Here is a 17,253-nt window from a genome sequence, read left to right as displayed (position 1 = left end):
GCGCCTCTGGGCCAGGCTCAAAGAGTGGCGCGCCATCGCCACCCGCTACGAGAAGACTGCCGTCAGCTTCATGGGCGTCCTCTCCCTCGCAGCCGCCCTCGATTGGCTCAAGCGATGACACGCCCTAACTGGGCAGGTGCAACATTCTCAATGGGAAGCGCCCAAAGCCGGCGTTCTACAAACAGCTTAGTATGCCAGGAAAACCGTCGTTTTCCTGGCATCCAAAATGCGCAGCTCAAGGCCCCACTCAAAGCTTGGAGGACATGCTGTGGCTGCGCAACGGCTTCACCGAAGAGTGGATCCTATGCGCGAAGGGCCACCTATTCGAGGTTGATTTTACATTAGTGACGGTTCGTCTAACCTAGAGACGGCTCTGTTCAGGCTTCGGTTTTAGCATAGAGCACCGCCTGCGAGTGATCTCGTCTCTAAGCTTATCTCATTCCACTTAGCGTGAATGCCCAGGGCCCCGCTATTTATTATGCCGCTTGTGCATTTCGCGACAGGCTACTATCCAATGTGGCCAAATGAGCTTCTGCTTTCGAGCGAGCCCCAACAGCAAGTTGGATAAAGTGGTCTACATGCTCTCTTTTGTGCAAAGCCATGACTTGCAGGCGCCAGCGGCAAGTGTTTTTTGACACTGCCGGATATTCAACAAGGTTCATAATCCCACCCGCTTCGAACGTATAACGGGTCATTAACCGAGAAAGTCCGTTGCCGCCTAGAATAACCGGGATGACAGCGCTAGGCTGCCCAAGGACTTTAAAACCTACTTCTTTGAGCTGGCTCCGCATGTAAGTGGAGTTATCCATCAGGAGCGACCGGCGCTCTGCGCCCTCATCGCTCTCGATTATATCAATGCATTTCAAAACAATGGCACACTGTACCGGCGACATCGCGTTCGTGAACGTCAGTGGCCCACAATTGTAGCGGAGTGCTAATTTAAGGCTTGGATTATTGCACGCAACAAACCCGCCATTTGACGCGAACGTCTTTGAAAACGAGCCCATGAGGATGTCGGGTTGACCCAACATGTCCTGCATTTCAAGGAAACCTCGCCCGGTTGGACCGATTGCACCTAGGTCATGCGCCACGTCTACAAATAAGGTGGCATTATGCTCACGACATATCGCCTGCAGGCCGGATATATTGGGTACATCACTGTCCATTGAAAAAAGTGTTTCCGTGACGACTAAGATGCCTGCGTTGGGATTATCACGGCGGATGCGCTGTAAGCGGCGTCGAACGCCTTCATTGGAAAGGTGTGGAAATGGGTGAATATTCGAGGTTGCGTTCTTAGCGGCTTCCTGCAGACAGGCATGCGCAAAAACGTCAATTACGATATGATCATCGGGACGAACCAACGTTTTGATCGCACCATAACCAGCCCCCCAGCCTGTTGGGAAAACTGTACAATCGCGGTAACCGAGAAAACCTGCGAGGCGATCTTCGAGCTCACGCGAAAGCTTGGTATTGCCCATGAGCGCAGCGGATCCTGCGCTGTGAACGCCATAGGCATCGATAGCTCGCTTTGCGGCTTCGTGTACCTTCGGATGACTAGCTAGGTTCAGGTACTCTTGAGAGCCGAAATTTACTCCGTTCGAGGAGCGTCCATCTCGCGTTCCTGAGGAGCACTCTGTAGCAATAGAACCAGAAGTAAATTTTGAATAAGGATCGATATTATGACTTAAACGACCACCTAACCAAGCATGATAACGATCCCATCTTTTGATGATATCGATCCCATCCTCATTGGTAAAATCACTGGTAACGCCACCTAAAAATTCACCTCCTATATGCTCAAACATCGCTGTTCCTCACGGATCAATCTTTGTTGGGTTAGCCGAATTTATTCGAAGAGAAGATCGCTTTTGGCAGGGCGAACGATGGAATGACAGTCAATCTATGGTGGATCCGCTAAACAGCATTTCGTCAATTCTATCAAGCATACCTCCACACTCTGCTTATATTGGCATCTTCCTTGTTTCTTAATCTTGCTCGAGCATATCGGTTGGGAAATCAAGAGCAAAATATTCACAGAATGCAGAATTTTTAACCAAATTTACGTTGATTGACTACTTGTTGTAATGATACCACATTCACTGCCAAGCTTGTAGAGCAAGCAATCAGCACTTTGAGTGCCGCGGGTCTCCGCGGGGACGTAACGCAAACTCGGGCTCAAGGCGTAGAAGGACCTCTATCGTGTGGTTGGGGAACCAGCTCGCTCGAACAACTTCAGCATCCGTGTTCAGTTGGGTGATGGTACCTCCCGAGGATTCTACACCCTTGCGCGGTGCGACTCGTCACCGGGACAGAACCATCGGAAAAGTAAGCCTTCTCACAAGATGCTCACCCATGCCGATGTCGGAGCCATGTCGTCTGCTTCGAAACAAATGCGGCTTGGTGCGGACGAGCAGACTCCACCCTTCTCGGACATTGCTGCATACGGCCATATGCGCTTGCAAAACGGTTGTTTACCTGACGACAGCCGGTGCGGACCTAAGGTCCGAGAGGGGTGGGAAGCAGACACCACACTGGAGCTATGCGAATGGCCCCCGGTCGTGCCTCAGATTTTATGGAACGCGATCGGGCGTCGGCCTCAAGCGCGCGAGGCAAACGTATGCGTAATCGCCTTCACCATCGCCAGCACCTTCGCCCGGTCCTGCTGGTCCGTGACCCCCTGCCACAAGCGCAGCAGCTCCATCGTCTGGCTTAGGTCGGACACGCTGTCATCGTGAAAGGCCGTTGGCTCCATGTCCAAGGCCTCGGCGAGACGGCGAAGGGTCTCATTCTGCTCAAGCAGGCTATCAGCCGGCATGTTTCACTCCCATTGCGCGCAATGTTTTAGCGCGCGCCCGGAGGAGATCAATCTTCTACGGCAAGTTAAGCTGCGCAGAACCAGAAAATTTTGCGTCATAAAACAGAATTTGATACGGATATAAAAAATACTCTATCCGAAGCATTCCTAGAGCGGACTGGTAGGCATCATGGCGACAGAAGACAAACTTGAGGAGATCGCGGACGCGTACCTTGCGCTCCATGAAGAGATCAAAAGGCACGGTACGGCCGAGATGCAGCACCTCATCCGTCTGATGCTGTTTCAGGTTGGTCAGCAACTTGCTCGGCACCAAGCGTCCTCGCAGGAATGACCCGATCGCGTCCGGCTTGGCGTCGCATAAACGACTTCAAGCGAAAGGGACGCGCTGCGCGTAAATGCAGGTCCGCTATGGGTCGAGAGCGGACAGCATCAAGCTGTTAGACGTGACTGCCGGCATGTCATCCAAACGTCCGATCGCGTGACGGCCCGCGCGCTGGATCGGACCAATACGTTTCCTGTCGGAAATGTCGTCACAAAACCTGTGATCCGCAAACCTGCCGTGTGGGAGGTTGCGTGACGCACTAGACGTAGGGGCGGCTCCGCTGGCGCACGGGTGAGGGTCCAGGGTGCGCCGAGGGCGAGTTGATCGTCGCCAGCCACATTGGGTAGCGGCGAGCCGGTGGAAGCCCTCAACTCAATCAGGTTGTGTCCTACTTCCTCGGCTTGCTGTGCTTCAGAGAGGCGGTTCGGACATGCAAGAGCTATGGAAGCCGGAAATTATCAGCGTGCGCCCGGGCACCGGCAACTGGATCGAAGTGAAGGCGCCGTGGGACCTACCAGAAGGCTCTCAGAGCCTCATGGGCACACGCCTCGTGCACGAGGACCAGGAGCGTGAGGTGCACGCTTGGCAGACCGATCAAACTGCCCCAATCGCCAAGGGCGAGCCGGTCAAGATCAATCTAAAGCCGAGGAAGTAGGGGGCAGGCAGGGGCGCCCGAAGGCGACCCCTGCCCTTCACCCGCCTGGTGCCCGCGCACTCGCCAAAGCTGCCCGGACAGCGGGGTCGCGCGACGTGAGCGAGGCCGGGGCCTGCATCTGCGTCGCGCCTGTCTGAGCTACCCCGCCGGCCGATTGGGGCCAAGGGGGTGCGGGGACGTTGGTGCAGTCCATTCACCACGATTTCGGCCGGTGCGCTGGCCCCGGTCACTTGCGATATCGCAAGTGAGCCTTTCCAAATCTGGAACGACCCGACGATCACTATCCACAATGGATAGTGATACGGCACCACATCGGAGTGAAGCGATGAAGCGTGACATGGACTTCGTCAGGAAGCTCTTACTGCAAATCGAGGAAGGCGAAACTACCTTCGTCATTGATTTTCTGACAGCTGAAGACGACCATGAAATGGAAGAAATCAGAAAGCTTAGGCATCATTTAATAATAATGGTCGAAGCTAACCTAATAAACGTTATGGAAGATTCATTTTTGAAAGATAGTGGCAGAATATACGCCCCTGTCGAGGTGGTAGGGTTGACGTGGAAGGGTCACGACTTCGTAGATACTATTCGTGATCCTGAGATGTGGCGAACGACGAAGGAAGGGGCCTCGAAGGTGGGCGGCGCGGGCTTCGGCTTCATCCTGGAACTCGGGAAGGCCTATGCCAAACAGGAGCTTCAGAAGCTCGGCCTCCCATTGTCCTAAGGCGAGGTGGAAATAGGTTCAGCCTGTGCGCCGGCCCCGTTTGGCCTCCGCGCGCCAGGCGTCGCGCGCCCGCTCGGCCCGGGCCAGGCGGCCCCGCAACGCCTCGATCTCGGCGTGTAGCTCGCCCGCGTCCACCGCCAGCTCGACGCACTGGTCCTGCACCTCGGCGAGCTGGGCGCGCAGCTCGCGGTTCTCCACGACCACGGCGAGGATGTCGGCGGTGCGCTGGTCCATGCCGTCCCCTGCCCCGCCCGATGCCGGGGCGCGGGGTCTACATCAGCCGGCGAGGCGTCGCCACCACGGGCGATACGGCGCCGGCTCCGGCACGTGTGTGGCAGCCTCGTGCTAACGTTCGCAGTCCTGGCGAACCTCATCGAGGACGACCTGCAGGGCTTCAACCTGCATGGCGACGGTGTGCTGGTTGAATGACCGTACCGTCCCGCTGGCCCTGGGAACGGCAAGGGCAGGTACGGCGCCGGTTGAAGCACAAGGACCGGCCACTGGACCGCGGCGGGCCCCTGTAGGCCCTCAGGCGCCGTTGAAGGTAGCCGTGCGGATGTAAGATGCCTGAGCGCGCGGGAGACATGCCTTGAACGACGAACCAGCTACAGCGGCTCGCTTCCACCAGGCGCATACGGAGGCAGCCAACCGCGCCGAAGCGACAGCCGTCCTGATCCGTTGCGGCTATCGCGTATACCGGCCGGAGGCGGATATCGAGGGTGAGGACCTGGTGATCCGTACCCCGGGCGGCGTGCTGTCAGGCGTTCAGCTCAAGAGCCGTCCCCTGGTCGATTGGCGCCGATACGGTGGCCGTGAACTGCTGATGCTGTTCCCATCCATGCCCTACAGCTCTGGGGCTGTCCGAGCATGGTTTCTCGTCCCCCACGATCCCTTCTACGGATGGGTGAAGGTTCGGCATGGTCATACCGCGAAGTGGGGCGAGCAATGGTCATATCCGGCAACCAGCAGGTATCTCGCTGCTTTTCTCGACCGGTACGAGGTGCGGCCGCCAGCGGAGGCGATGGGTTGATCGTCACCAGCCACATGCGGTTCGGTGTGTGCTGAACGCCGAAGCCCGCCGGCAGATCGCGGCGGGCTTCTAAGGCCTGCTCAGGCGGCCATACGGCCCGGCCGGCCGAGGCCGATGTTCTTCGCGAGGGCGGAGCGGGCCCCCGAGTACGAGGCTGCCGTCGTCGGGTAGTCAGCCGGCAGGCCGAACTTCGCGCGGTAGCTGTGCGGGTTGAGGCCGTGCTTCGTCAGGTGGCGCTTCAGCGTCTTGTAGGGCTTGCCGTCGATGAAGGAGACCAACCCGTCGGGCCGAATGGACTTGCGGATCTGTGCCGCGGTGGGCTTCTCGACCTCTTCGGCCGGGGCGCTGACGCCACCGGCGGCTGTCCCGCTTGCGATGCCGTTGAGGGCTGCTTGAACAGTGCCGATCAATCCCGGAGTAATTACCCACCCCTGTGATTGTTGGGCTCAGGCGCCGACGGTCTTGAGGATGGTGCCGAAGGGTCTGCTGCCTGTGAGGCGCGCGGTATCGACGACGGTTCGGATGTCGGCTTCGCCCGCAGCGGCCCACATCGCGCGATAGCCGTTGGTCATCTTCCGCTGGACGACGGCCGGGCGCAGCAGGCGCTCGGAGCCGTTGTTGGTGGGTTGGACGTGGCCGGGATGGGCGAGGAAGACCAGGAGCTGATCGCGCGCCCGGCCGATCTTGGCTTGAAGATCGCGGGTCAGGTCGCAGCCGCTCGGCGTAGCGAGGATGGCGCCAAGCTGCCGATCCAGACTTCGGCGTTTGGTGGCCAGCGTCGAGGTCGCGAAGTCTGTGACGTGCTCGGCCAGGGCGAACACGGATCGCAGCCAGAGCTGCAGGCGCCAGGGGACCGGATCATCGCTGGCCTCGACGGCGTAGGCGACGTCGCGGGCGAGATGGGCAAGGCAGGTCTGGTGCGCGGCCGCATGGCCCTGCTGGGCGGTGTAGCGGTCCGAGATCCACACCGCCGGCCGATGCCCGTCCATCATCTCCCGCACCACGACGGCACCGCGCGTTGGGGAAGCCGTGTGCACCACAGCGTCGGCCGAGTGGAAAACCCAGTAGTAGGCGTTGCTGCCTTCGATGCGTACGCCGGTCTCGTCCGAGGCGACCACCGCGGCCCGGCGCAGGGCCGAGACGGCCTCCTCGCGGCCGGGACGGAAGCGGCCCTGCGCACGGCGGAGCAGGTTCATCAGCCCGCCCTGGCTCAGCGACAGTCCAAACAGATCGGACAACGCCGCTTGGAGCCGCTCGTAGGAGAGGGCCTGGAAGGTCTTCAGATACGTCGCCACCGCATGCAGCCGTGGCCCGAATGGCGTGCCGCGCGCCGCCTCCGGCACTGGTGCGACCACCCGCGTCCCGCAGGATGGACAATGTACGGCAAGGCGCTGGTGCTGGGTGACGACCGGCGCCACCTCCGGCAACTCGATCCGTTCAGAGAGGCTGACGACCTCGGCCGGCAGCGCCGCGTGCAGGTCGCCGCCACAGCACGAGCAGCGATCGGGACGATGCTCGACGACCGCATCGGGATCATCGCTTAGCACCCGGCTATGGCCTTCATGGCCGGGCTTGGCCCCGCCGGGCTTGGATTGCTCGCGCCGCTCCTTGCGATCCGTCGCAGGCGGCTTCGACGAGGTGCGCGAGGTCTTCTCCGGGCGCTGCAGCCGCAGCACCAGATCAATCAATTCCTCGCGGCTCAGCCGCTCAAGATCGCTTCGGCCCATCCCACGAAGGAATCAGTGAAATCCAACCCGCGCAAGGGGGTGGGTAATTACAGCGTGCATGCCGCCTTGGCTGGTCTTGGCAATGAAGCCGCAGCCGAGCCCGCTGGCCCGGAGAAGCCGACCACTGCCCAGATCCGGAAGTCGGTCACGCCTGACGCGCTGATCAGCTTTGAGGACGGCAAGTCCTACAAGACGCTGAAGCGCCACCTGACGCTGCGCGGGCTTACCCCTGAGGGCTACCGCGCGAAGTACGGCTTGGCGTCCGATTACCCGATGACGACGGCCAACTACTCCGCCCAGCGCTCAGCACTCGCTCATGCGCTTGGTCTCGGTCAGCAGCGCCGTAAGATCGCCCCGGAAGCAACAGACGCCCCTCAGGCAGCCCCGAAGGCGCGTGGACGGAAGAAGGTCGCCGAGACGGCCTGAAGCCGTTCAGCGCCCCGTTCCGGTACACTGCGGCACCTTCATGTTCGAGGCGGACTTGATCGTGTCACGGTTGAACCGCCGTGAGACAGCGGACGGCTTGATCAAACTCTCGTCAGTGCACGCGGTCGATGTCGCTCGATCCCATGCTTTTGGCCAGGATCGTTCCGAGTTCGAGCAGCATGACGTTGATCAAGGTCGGCAGGATCGGCGAGCCTAGCTCCTTGGTCAGAGATCGAAGCGCCATGAGCGCATCGACGACCCGGTCGATCGTTTGCATCGTATGATCGGTTGCCGCCTCGCCATCTCGGCGCGCCTCCGTCAAGTCCGTCATCAGCCCGATGCAGCGCAAGCCGCGGCCAGTTAGATCAGTCTCGACACGGCCACGTGCGGCGATCCAGTGAACACCGCCCTCTCGGTCGCAGGTTCGAAACTCGGCTTCAAACCGCCCTGCGGTGTTGTGAGCCTTGTGCATGAGCTGAGCGATACGCTCGCGATCTGCCAGATGGACGCCTTTCAGAAGCGATGAGACGGGTACTCCCGATGCACCTTGCGTCTCATCGACGGCAAGCACCCGGGGGAGCGCACCTGTCAGCTCGACGATCTGCGTACTGAGGTCTGTTTCCCAGGTATCGAGATAGCCCGACGCATCGAGGACAGATTGCAACGATGCTGGCATGAACTGCCTCTATGAAAAATTACGTCGCACATCACAGCCTAGGCTCTCAACGAATGCAATCCTCGGGCAGGACAATATTTGCAATGCAGCTTCAGGCTGTAGCCACCCCACAACCCGTGCGGGCTATGCGCAATGAGAGAGTGAGCACGGGTTCGGTTCGAATGAGCAAGGATCGTACACAAAAAAGTTATGCGGTTTTTGCAACCCAGAATTGATCTGTCCCTTGAAACTCAATCGCGCACAATGCGTATTAGGTTGTGTTCGGGATGGCAGCGACGCCGGCTCGGCTTCCTCCAACCTGAAAGCGACTGCCGAGATGACCCTCACCCATGCGCCGAAGCTCACCACCGATGGCGACCGCTCGATCGGCAGCCGTATCGCGGCGTATCGGACGGCTCAGCGACTGAGCCAGAGCGCGCTCGCTCAGGCCCTCGGGGTCACGTTCCAGCAGGTCCAGAAGTACGAGAAGGGCCGCAACCGCGTTGGCGCTGCCCGCCTCCAGGCGATCGCCGACTTCCTCGGCGTGCAGGTCTCGACCTTCTTCGACGATCCGGCTGAGGCCGTCGACGGCCGCGCGTCGATCCAGCACCTGCTGCAGGACCCGGATGTGATGGAACTGGTTCGGACCTTCGCCACCATCTCTGACAAGGTGACGCGCCGCAGTGTGCTCTCCATCGTCAAGTCTGCAGCTAGCCTGCAGACGGTATCAAGCGACGCCATGAATTGAACGATGACGCCCCGTGCAGGGTCTGTACGACCTCAGGCGCCCTGCTTGCTCGCCCTCACGCGCTCCAAGGTACGAGCGCTCTCGCGTTCGAACTGGCGCGGCGTCATCGCACCGGCATCCACACGTCGGGCCAACTGCGTCCGGTAGGTGATCGCGGCTTCCTGATCAGGGCTGAGCGTCACGTTCGCCCGCACCGCAGCCCCCGTGCGCTCCGCCCACTCCGTATACGAGATGCGCCTTGCGTCACGATCGGCTCGGAGGCGCGCGATGTCTTCTTGGAACACAGCTGTCTGCTGCGGGTCCGGCGTAGCAGTTTGGCAGGCGGCCAAACTGATCGAGACGATAAGAACAGCAGTGATGTTTCGGTACATGGTAGTCCCCTCTAAATCAGGGGCTTGGACGGTCGTGGACCAACAAGCAATACCCGTATTGCAACACTACGATTCAAATCGCCGGACAGCTTCAGTAGGCTCCGCTATGTTGGTGAAAATCACAAAAATCCGGTCCCCGAGTGCCCCTTGAACGCATTTGCTCGGTGGATGTAGCCAACGACCGTCCTCGGGTCGCGGTGGCCCGACTGATCCATGATGCGAGCGAGGTGTGCACCGCTCTCGAACGCTGACGTGATCACATTGCCACGTGGTCGCGTGACACCTCGCTACTCACCTCGGTTCAGTGCATCGAAATCTCGCCCGTGCGCCTTCAGCACGAGCCTGAGCCCTTCGAGATATAGATCGTGCGGCTTGCAATCCTGAGCGACCGCGATCTCTCGAAGCGCCTTGAAGACCTTTGGGTGCGCGTACAGGGAAGCGTGCGGCTTCTCGTACCGGACCCGTCGCTTGTAGCCGTCCGGACCAACCGGTTCGATAGACGCCACGTTGTCACGTGAAACGTTCCTCGTTTCCACGCTTTCATGTTCCAACGTTAGAACGCTGTCACGTGATGACGTGGTAACGTTAGAGGGCGACTGAGAAGCGATCCGGGCGAGTTGGTCGTTGATGGACGGCCGCGGCTTTTTGCTCATGCGTTCGTTCCTGCAAGCTGCGCCTTCACCCATTGCCAAAGCAGGCGAATTTCGGTTGCGGCTTTCCCCTTTGGGGCGATCTCCGTGACCCCCTGCCCCATCGTCATCGAGTCGAGAAAATCAGAGCGGGTCGCAACCATCGACGGCGCCAAGGCCCCGGAACTCACAAGGGCTGTTGCCGCGTCGAGGGTCCGAGCCTGTGTTGTCGCGTTGCACTGGTTCAGTACGAAGGCGAATGGCCTACCAAGGAGTCGGATCTGTTCCACGGTCGGCCGGGCCGCCTCCACATCGAGGATCGACGGCTTCACTGGCAGGAGGCAGAGGCTGGCCTCCCGAAGCACGAGGGCGACATCGGGGCCGTACCGCCCTGGCGTGTCCACAATCGCCAGTGAGATCCGTCCGTCACTGCGCATCCGCTTGAGCGTGCCCGCGAAGGCTGAGGGTTCGACCCTCTGCACGTCCAATCCATCCGCTTCGCGCCGTCGTCCCCAGCCGGCAAGCGAGGCCTGCTGATCGGTGTCGAGCACCGCAACCGTCTCGCCGTCCTGCATCGCGGCGGCAGCGAGGCTAGCGGCGAGCGTGCTCTTGCCGCTACCGCCCTTCTGCGTCGTAAGAGCCAGGACGTGCATCACAGGCCCGCCATCCCTGCCGGGTTCTGCTTGAAGATTTGCCCAGATCGGATGTAGCCGCTGGTCGTGTCGAACCGCTTATGCCGAAGCTGCCGCTGGATCGAGTGGCCTGGCGCGTCATTGGCAGCCGCTGAAGTGGCGAGCCCGGATCGAAGCGAATGGCCGGCAAAGGCCGACGCTATCCGTCTGGCTTCCTCTGGTGAGTGTCCTTCAACCAGCGCGGCTCCTTCGACGGTCCGTTGGACAATCCGGGCCACGGCCCGGTCGGTGACAGCAGCCGCTCCGAGCTTCCCATGTCGGTCGATCGGTCGGAACGCCGGTCCCTCCCACAATCCAGCGGAATTAATCCACGCGCGATAGCTCCGCACCGGGCAGGTCTCCAAATTCGATCCGTAGGGCACGCCAATCTCGGCGCCCTCACTCTGCTGATCCGTCTTGCTGCGCCCAAGATGGATCACGAGGCCGTCGGGCTGCTCCTGGATCCAGGCAGCACCATCGCGGCGCGAAACCTCGAGCGCAGCAAGTTCGGACCGCCGAAAGGCCGCTGCGAAACCGACCAGGATCAGCGCCCGATCGCGTCTGCCCGCCAGGGTATCGGCTAGCGTCGCCACGGCGCGGCGGAGATCCACCGTCATCAGCGGGCGCTTCTTTCCAGCCGGCTGGCCATGCGTCCGCTTGATCCCGCGCCACGCATCTCGGAACGCTGCCGAAGTCGTATCAAGAACGAAGCCCGCTGCGGCGTGCTGCTCTCGGATCGCAGCAAGGCGACGTTGTAACGTGGTAACTTTCAACGTGGCAGCGTGGTCGATGAGATACGCAAGCACTGCGGCAGCACTAGCTGGTAGAGCAGACTCGTCGCGAGTAGCGCACCATGTCGCGAACGCTCTTGCGTCGGAGGCGTATGCACGACGTGTGTTTTTAGCCCGCGCCTGACCCGCATACTCGCGCGCTCGGTCGGCGAAGGCTTCAAGGCTATTCGGCGGGACGAGGCTTACGTCTGTTCTCAAGGCTGAGTCTCCTCGCCCAGCGGCTCGCCTTCATCGATCGCCGAAACAATCAGGTTGCGCACGAGCTTCAAGGCAGCTTGCACGGGATCGGCCCAGTCAGGGCGTCGGGCTTTCTGTATGGCCTCGGTCGGCACGACGACGAAAAACCGCGTCTGCCCCCTTGAGCGGGCATGCCAAAAGCCACGAACCTCGACCCCATCCGCCGTCGGTCGCGCCTTGACGATAAAGTCCTGCCCGGCGTGCGAGAAGGGAAGGCGAGGCAGGGGGGACGGCATGCTGAGTTCTGATGTCCGATAATCTCTTCTTATCGGACGTTAGATGACCACGCGGGAAATGGCAACGGGATCGCGCTACCACGTTACAACGTGGAAGCGTGATGAAAATCGTCCGCTGCCTTATCCCAGTCCACTACCAGCCGCGCCGCGGTCGGGTGTGCAAGCCGGGTGCGCCTAGATGATGCTGCTGCTTAGCCCAGCATCAAGCGTCGAGCGCTGAACCGTATCACGTTAGGAGTATCTTTAAGTTGTAATCCTATCCTTCACGTAGTCATCGGGTGCCATGCACGTGCGGTGGCCTGACTACGCTCCCTGCCGCAACGAAGCGACACCGAGCAGCTGCCCATCCCTACTGTGCGAGTCGATCATGCACACCATGTCCAACGATCCAGGTGCGCACCCCCTCCCCTCCGACGCGGAGCGTGCTCGCGCTCGTCTGAACCGGATCGCTGCGCCTGCGCAGAGCCCGAACCATTTGATCCGCTCGGAGACCCGCGACACGCTGGCGTTCCTACGTCCGCGCCGGCACGGAATGGGCAAGCGCGAGAGCTTCCGGCTCGGTTGGGGCGGCTGGCTGGTGATAGAGCTTATCGCCATCGCCATCGCTGCCGCCGGATACTTAACCTGGACACCGACCTCCGCCTGCCGCGAGCAGGAGGCGAAACTCGGCTTCTATGCCGGCGACAGCCTCGGCAAGTGCATCCGCCGCGGCATCGCGGCCCGCATCGACGACATCGACCAGCGTCTCAAGATGCTGGTGCGTGGCTCGGGGCGGTGAAAGCGAGTCAAGCAACTGTCAGCTCAAGGCTATGACAGTGCTGCCCGTGGCCGCAGCCTCTATCCCCGCCGCTGTCCTTACCGATGAGTGACGGGGTTGCTTGCGGACCGGGGCGTGGGTCGTCGCACACGCCGGCACGATTTCGGAGAAGCGCTACGCGGCGACCGTCGTTGCGCTGATAAGGCCCCCGAGGATCGTCACTTGGCGGAGGCAACCCTTTGTTAACCATGTTCGGCCATGCTCATCTCAGCGGCCGGCTTGAAAGTCGAGCGCCGGCAGAGCAGCATCGCCCCGGTTTACACGATGCGGCCTCGCCGGCGCAGTCGCGAGGTGTGCACACCGTAGCGCCAGTTCCGCTCACCTACTCGCTGCGTGGTGCGCCCGCCTATTGCGCACGCCCACCGACTGAGCCGGCGCGAAATCCGAACCACCACACGATGCCAACGGCCAGTGCGGCGAACGCGATGAAGAGGGGCGTGTCGCGAATTTGGATCTGAGACGTAGAACGGCCTCTGCGATCGTGCTTTCACCCTTTGTTCGCCTGGGGAAGCCCGAAGCAGTGCGCGAGTAACCTGTTCTGCTCGCGCACCGTCCATGCTCCGGCGAACCCGAAGCCCTTGCGCAGCCAGAGTATGGCCTCGAAGCCTTGGATCGTGCGCCGCGCCGTGTTGAACGAGCGGAAGCCGCCGACCCGCGGCATCGACCGCTTGACCCGGAAGTGGTCGCTCTCGATGCCCTGCTGCAGATGCTTGGTCACGTAGTGTGTCGGCGCGCGGGGCAGCAGGCCTGCCTTCCGGCTCTCGGCGATGGCCGGCGGGTAGGTGCCAGCGCCATCCGTGCCGATGCGGTCTGGGGCGAGCAACGGCTCGGCCGAAAGCATCTTGCGAAAGAAGCGCTTGGCCGCATCGAGATCGCGGTTGGCGGTCAGCAGGAAGTCGACCGGATTGCCGTGCTTATCGATGGCCCGGTAGAGGTAGCGCCACTCACCGCGGACCTTGATGTAGGTCTCGTCGATGCGGACCGAGCCGCAATGCGCCTTGCGGAAGGTCCGCAGCCGCTTCTCGATCAATGGCGCGTAGGCCAGCACCCAGCGGTTGATCGTGCTGTGATCGACCTCAAGGCCACGCTCCAGGAACAGCTCCTCGATATCGCGGTAGCTGAGTGGGTAGCGCAGGTACCAGGAGACAGCCTGTACGATCAGGGTCGCTTCGAAGTGCCGACCCCTGAAGTCGGTCTTGGCCCGCTGCTTCAGCTTGGCGGCGATGGCGGACAAGATCATGGGCCGGCTCCAGGGCGGAGGCGGCAAGCTGGTCAGAGATGGCTAACGATCCATGAACGAAGGCAGGTTCGCGTTTGCGACAGGCCCCGGCGAAGGAGGCCAATGCACCGGCTCGATCGAGAGTATTGGTGGTAAGTGCCGTCATCCAGTTGGCAAGTCCCGGCGCATCGGGGGGGGCTGGAGTACGTTCTTGTACATCGCCGCCACGAAGTCTTGGTCCGTTGGCGCGCTTCCGTAGCGCAGGGCAAACTCGGGAGACGATAGGAAGGTGACGGCATCATCATGGAGGCTGACGCCGTTATCGACGGCGCGCACGGGGGCGGACAGGCCGCCGATATCGGGGGCGCGGTCGAAGGCCGCCTTGTAGAGGCGGTAAACTTGACCCGCATTGCCCTGAATATCGAGCGCGATTGTGCCGTCAGCAAACGCAACACGTTCGACATTGATGAGTGAAATTTGATTGGATCCGACCGTCACCGTTGATGAGATAGCGCTCTGGATCGTGACGGTGCCTGATGCTCGTAAGCCGCTGACAATAAGAGTGTCGAGTCCAGCGCCGCCATCCAGTGTTTGCCCCGTCAAAGGAGCTTTTAGATAGTCGCTTTGTACAGTGCCAACGCCGATGTCTGCCAGGGTTGCTAAATCGAGCGAACTAGGAGCATAGCGATGACCATTGTAAAAAACGACTCCATTCATTAGATCCGGGATAAGGTCACTCCCTAGGCCGGGCGCTGCGTTACCAAAATGGAACAAGTTCCCCTTCGTCAGAGCCGGATCACTACCGTACACGCGATCAACGTTGAAGCCGTCAAAGACCGGACCAGAAGCTGTTAAGACAATATGCTGATCGAATGTTGACTGGTAATTTCCTGGAAGCGCCCCCGTGCTATTGGCCTGCCCCCATTGGGTGGCCCAGGTTCGAAGTTAGTGCATTGTCGGTCTGGAGTTGACCCCGTTTTTGGTCCACGGCCTATGCAAGTTCTCGGGCTGTGACAGCTTGGTTGGCGAAGGCTCGGGGCGTCAAGCCGCCCAGGGCCGTATGAGGTCGGTCATCGTTGTAGTGGCACCTCCATTCCTCGATGCGCTCGCGGGCATCAGCCAGAGACAGGAACCACGAGGCATTCAAGCACTCCGCCCGTAGGCGGCCATTGAACGACTCGATATAGGCGTTGTCGGTCGGCTTGCCCGGTCGGGAGAAGTCGATCTCGACCCCGTTCAGATAGGCCCACTGGTCGAGCATGCGGCCGGCGAACTCCGGCCCATTGTCGACCCGCAGGCTCTTGGGCCGCCCCCTCAGCCCGACCAAGGCGTCGAGCGCCTCGGTCACCTGGAAGGCACGGAAGTTGGCTCTCGGTGTGAGTGAGAGCGCCTCTCGCGTGTGGCAATCGACGACCGTCAGGATCCGGAACGGACGCCCGTCGAAGAGGCGGTCGGACATGAAGTCCATGGCCCAGACCTCGTTGGGTCCACCGATCGCCGGTCGCCCCTGACGGTAGCGCCAGGCTCGCTTGCGCTTGGGCAGCTTGGACCGGATCGACAGCCCCTCATCGCGGTAGATCCGGTAGGTTCGCTTGTGGTTCACCTCCCAGCCCTCCCGTCGCAACAGGATGTGCAACCGCCGATAGCCGTAGCGCACCCGCGCGGCGGCCAACTCTTTCAATCGCATCCGCAACGCGACCTGAGGGTCCGAGCGCTTCCTGTAGCGCTGGGACGAACGGCCGAACCCGGTGGCCTGGCAGGCCCGACGCTCGCTGATGCCGTAGGCCACCTGCAGGTGACCAGCGACTTCACGGCGAGCGGCGGGCCTCACCACTTTCGCTTGAGCACGTCCTGCAGCATCGAGCGGTCCAGCGTCAGGTCAGCGACCAGCCGCTTAAGTTTGCCGTTCTCGTCCTCCAGCTGCTTGAGCCGTCGAATCTCCGGCACGCCCATGCCGACGAACTGCTTCTTCCAGCGGTAGAAGGTCGGCTCGGATACGCCCATCTTCCGGCAGACCTCGTCCACCGTTGCACCATTCTCCGCCTGCCGCAGGGCGAAGGCGATCTGTTCATTCGTGAAGCGTTTGCGAGGCATGGCATCCACCCTCCTTCAGGGTTCAGGATGCCCGAAAAACTTGCGCTCAGCGCGGACCAGTTTGCTGGGTCAGGGTCAGGTCGCGTGACGATGGCGGAGTGGGCGACCGGCGCTGAACCGCTGGGTTCAGGTGGCCAGATGACAACCTGTGGCGCAGGCGGCTGGTAGCCGAGTGACGAGTGCGGCCGGATGGTGTTGTAGTCCTTCCGCCATTGTTCGATCACGACGCTGGCTTCCTTGAGGGTGTAGAACACCTCGCCGTTGAGGCGTTCATCGCGCAGCTTCGCATTGAAGCTTTCGTAAATCACCGTTCTCCCACGGACTGCCCGGCTCGATGTACGCAGTTGCTGATCCAACCGCTGCGATCCAGGCCTGAACTGCTTTGGCAACGAACTCCGGTCCATTGTCCGAGCGGATATGTTCTGGCACACCGCGTAAGCTGAACAGGTCCGAGAGCACGTCGATCACGTCGAGCGCTTTCAGCTTGCGAGCGACCCGGATGGCCAGGCACTCGCGGGTGAACTCGTCGATGACGTTCAGCATCCGGTACTTGCGCCCGTTGTGCGTGCGGTGCTCGACGAAGTCGTACGACCAGACGTGGTTGGGGCGCTCTGGCCGCAGTCGCACGCACGAGCCGTCGTTGAGCCAAAGGCGCGCTCGTTTGGGCTGGCGGGCCGGGACCTTGAGCCCTTCTCGTCGCCAGATCCGTTCGACGCGCTTCACGTTCACCGTCCAGCCATCACGCCGGAGCATCGCCGTGATCCGACGGTAACTGTCGCGCCCGTACTGGAGCGCCAACGCGATGATCGCAGCCGTCAGGGCGGCTTCGTCCTCGATCAAGACGGCGCATTTGCGCTGTGTCGAACGATGCTGGCCCAGGACACGGCAAGCGAAGCGTTCGGACACGCCATGCTCGGCAACGACGTAGTCGGCACAAGCCCGGCGGCGAGCCGGGCTCAGATGATCCTCCCCCGGTTCCACGGACACCTCTGATACGCTCCTTGCGGGCGGGGAAGGTGTTTGATGGCAAAGACGAGACGCGAGTTCACGCCCGAGTTCAAACGCGAGGCGGTAGCGCTGCTGGAG

The 17,253-nt window shown here is 61.3% G+C and carries 21 protein-coding genes and 2 pseudogenes; 7 read left to right on the top strand and 16 right to left on the bottom strand.

The annotated features are described in order from the left end of the window. Nucleotides 1-118: pseudogene (locus FV226_RS23505) on the top strand (IS5/IS1182 family transposase); the annotation flags it as partial. A gap of 358 nt (nt 119-476) precedes the next feature. Here FV226_RS23505 and FV226_RS23500 read toward each other — a convergent pair. The 3 genes from FV226_RS23500 to FV226_RS23490 form a co-directional block, all read right to left on the bottom strand. Next, nucleotides 477-1,805: an aminotransferase class I/II-fold pyridoxal phosphate-dependent enzyme gene (locus FV226_RS23500; RefSeq protein WP_147764815.1), complete on the bottom strand. Its 1,329-nt coding sequence runs from the start codon at nt 1,803-1,805 to the stop codon at nt 477-479. Between the two features lie 791 nt (nt 1,806-2,596). Next, nucleotides 2,597-2,815: a hypothetical protein gene (locus FV226_RS23495; protein ID WP_147764814.1), complete on the bottom strand. Its 219-nt coding sequence runs from the start codon at nt 2,813-2,815 to the stop codon at nt 2,597-2,599. 55 nt (nt 2,816-2,870) lie between these two features. Next, nucleotides 2,871-3,125, bottom strand: a complete 255-nt coding sequence (locus tag FV226_RS23490) for a hypothetical protein (RefSeq protein WP_147764813.1) — start codon at nt 3,123-3,125, stop codon at nt 2,871-2,873. 442 nt (nt 3,126-3,567) lie between these two features. Here FV226_RS23490 and FV226_RS23485 point away from each other — a divergent pair, with 442 nt between their 5' ends. Both FV226_RS23485 and FV226_RS23480 read left to right on the top strand, forming a co-directional pair. After that, nucleotides 3,568-3,792 (top strand): hypothetical protein, encoded by a 225-nt coding sequence (locus tag FV226_RS23485; RefSeq protein ID WP_147764812.1) that lies wholly within the window; start codon nt 3,568-3,570, stop codon nt 3,790-3,792. Nucleotides 3,793-4,117: 325 nt separating this feature from the next. Then, on the top strand, nt 4,118-4,516 hold the full coding sequence (locus tag FV226_RS23480) for a DUF2513 domain-containing protein (protein WP_187278833.1): 399 nt from the start codon (nt 4,118-4,120) through the stop codon (nt 4,514-4,516). A gap of 18 nt (nt 4,517-4,534) precedes the next feature. Here the strand turns inward: FV226_RS23480 and FV226_RS23475 are convergent, their stop codons facing one another. After that, a complete protein-coding gene (locus FV226_RS23475) occupies nt 4,535-4,750 on the bottom strand; it encodes a hypothetical protein (protein WP_147764810.1) in 216 nt (71 codons plus the stop codon). 355 nt (nt 4,751-5,105) lie between these two features. Here FV226_RS23475 and FV226_RS23470 point away from each other — a divergent pair, with 355 nt between their 5' ends. Next, the gene (locus FV226_RS23470; RefSeq protein WP_147764809.1) at nt 5,106-5,546 is read left to right on the top strand and encodes a hypothetical protein; all 441 of its coding nucleotides are present in this window, start codon (nt 5,106-5,108) and stop codon (nt 5,544-5,546) included. Between the two features lie 80 nt (nt 5,547-5,626). Here FV226_RS23470 and FV226_RS23465 read toward each other — a convergent pair whose 3' ends face one another. After that, nucleotides 5,627-5,968: a MucR family transcriptional regulator gene (locus FV226_RS23465; protein ID WP_147764808.1), complete on the bottom strand. Its 342-nt coding sequence runs from the start codon at nt 5,966-5,968 to the stop codon at nt 5,627-5,629. Between the two features lie 24 nt (nt 5,969-5,992). Continuing rightward, nucleotides 5,993-7,273: an IS66 family transposase gene (locus tag FV226_RS23460; protein WP_147764807.1), complete on the bottom strand. Its 1,281-nt coding sequence runs from the start codon at nt 7,271-7,273 to the stop codon at nt 5,993-5,995. Between the two features lie 15 nt (nt 7,274-7,288). Between FV226_RS23460 and FV226_RS23455 the strand changes: the two genes are divergently transcribed. Further along, entirely contained in the window at nt 7,289-7,699 is a 411-nt protein-coding gene (locus tag FV226_RS23455; protein WP_246691714.1) for a MucR family transcriptional regulator, read from the top strand. A gap of 112 nt (nt 7,700-7,811) precedes the next feature. Here the strand turns inward: FV226_RS23455 and FV226_RS23450 are convergent, their stop codons facing one another. Then, nucleotides 7,812-8,375, bottom strand: a complete 564-nt coding sequence (locus FV226_RS23450) for a PAS domain-containing protein (RefSeq protein ID WP_147764806.1) — start codon at nt 8,373-8,375, stop codon at nt 7,812-7,814. A gap of 316 nt (nt 8,376-8,691) precedes the next feature. On the opposite strand from FV226_RS23450, the gene FV226_RS23445 reads away from it, so the two are divergent. Continuing rightward, nucleotides 8,692-9,102: a helix-turn-helix transcriptional regulator gene (locus tag FV226_RS23445; protein ID WP_147764805.1), complete on the top strand. Its 411-nt coding sequence runs from the start codon at nt 8,692-8,694 to the stop codon at nt 9,100-9,102. A 32-nt stretch (nt 9,103-9,134) separates the two neighbouring features. Here the strand turns inward: FV226_RS23445 and FV226_RS23440 are convergent, their stop codons facing one another. From FV226_RS23440 to FV226_RS23415, 5 genes are all read right to left on the bottom strand, one after another. Further along, entirely contained in the window at nt 9,135-9,473 is a 339-nt protein-coding gene (locus FV226_RS23440) for a hypothetical protein (RefSeq protein WP_147764804.1), read from the bottom strand. A gap of 287 nt (nt 9,474-9,760) precedes the next feature. After that, a complete protein-coding gene (locus tag FV226_RS23430; protein WP_147764803.1) occupies nt 9,761-10,126 on the bottom strand; it encodes a hypothetical protein in 366 nt (121 codons plus the stop codon). Next, entirely contained in the window at nt 10,123-10,755 is a 633-nt protein-coding gene (locus FV226_RS23425) for a ParA family protein (protein ID WP_246691715.1), read from the bottom strand. Before FV226_RS23425 ends, FV226_RS23430 begins: the two co-directional genes overlap by 4 nt. Continuing rightward, nucleotides 10,755-11,390, bottom strand: coding sequence for a site-specific integrase (locus tag FV226_RS28780; RefSeq protein WP_246691713.1), 636 nt, complete (start codon nt 11,388-11,390; stop codon nt 10,755-10,757). Before FV226_RS28780 ends, FV226_RS23425 begins: the two co-directional genes overlap by 1 nt. A 368-nt stretch (nt 11,391-11,758) precedes the next feature. Next, complete coding sequence (locus FV226_RS23415) at nt 11,759-12,037, bottom strand: hypothetical protein (protein ID WP_147764800.1); 279 nt, start codon at nt 12,035-12,037, stop codon at nt 11,759-11,761. A 367-nt stretch (nt 12,038-12,404) separates the two neighbouring features. On the opposite strand from FV226_RS23415, the gene FV226_RS23410 reads away from it, so the two are divergent. Further along, nucleotides 12,405-12,815, top strand: a complete 411-nt coding sequence (locus FV226_RS23410) for a hypothetical protein (RefSeq protein WP_147764799.1) — start codon at nt 12,405-12,407, stop codon at nt 12,813-12,815. Nucleotides 12,816-13,341: 526 nt separating this feature from the next. Here the strand turns inward: FV226_RS23410 and FV226_RS23405 are convergent. From FV226_RS23405 to FV226_RS23390, 4 genes and pseudogenes are all read right to left on the bottom strand, one after another. Next, nucleotides 13,342-14,094 carry an IS6 family transposase gene (locus tag FV226_RS23405; RefSeq protein WP_147764798.1) on the bottom strand — a complete coding sequence of 251 codons (753 nt, stop codon included), beginning with the start codon at nt 14,092-14,094 and terminating at the stop codon, nt 13,342-13,344. Nucleotides 14,095-14,235: 141 nt separating this feature from the next. After that, nucleotides 14,236-14,790 (bottom strand): DUF4214 domain-containing protein, encoded by a 555-nt coding sequence (locus FV226_RS23400; RefSeq protein ID WP_147764797.1) that lies wholly within the window; start codon nt 14,788-14,790, stop codon nt 14,236-14,238. Nucleotides 14,791-15,064: 274 nt separating this feature from the next. Then, nucleotides 15,065-16,167 (bottom strand): IS3 family transposase gene (locus FV226_RS23395; RefSeq protein WP_147764796.1). Its coding sequence is split into 2 segments (ribosomal slippage): nt 15,065-15,906 and nt 15,906-16,167, totalling 1,104 coding nucleotides; the frame shifts between segments, so codons are not numbered across the junction. 137 nt (nt 16,168-16,304) lie between these two features. Next, nucleotides 16,305-17,127, bottom strand: a pseudogene (locus FV226_RS23390) (IS3 family transposase); the annotation flags it as partial. Nucleotides 17,128-17,253: the final 126 nt, after the last annotated feature.

This window comes from Methylobacterium sp. WL12 (assembly GCF_008039475.1).
GTDB classification, from domain to species: domain Bacteria; phylum Pseudomonadota; class Alphaproteobacteria; order Rhizobiales; family Beijerinckiaceae; genus Methylobacterium; species Methylobacterium cerastii.
Note: the sequence above shows the minus strand (reverse complement) of the source record. Positions and strands in the feature narration are given on the sequence as shown.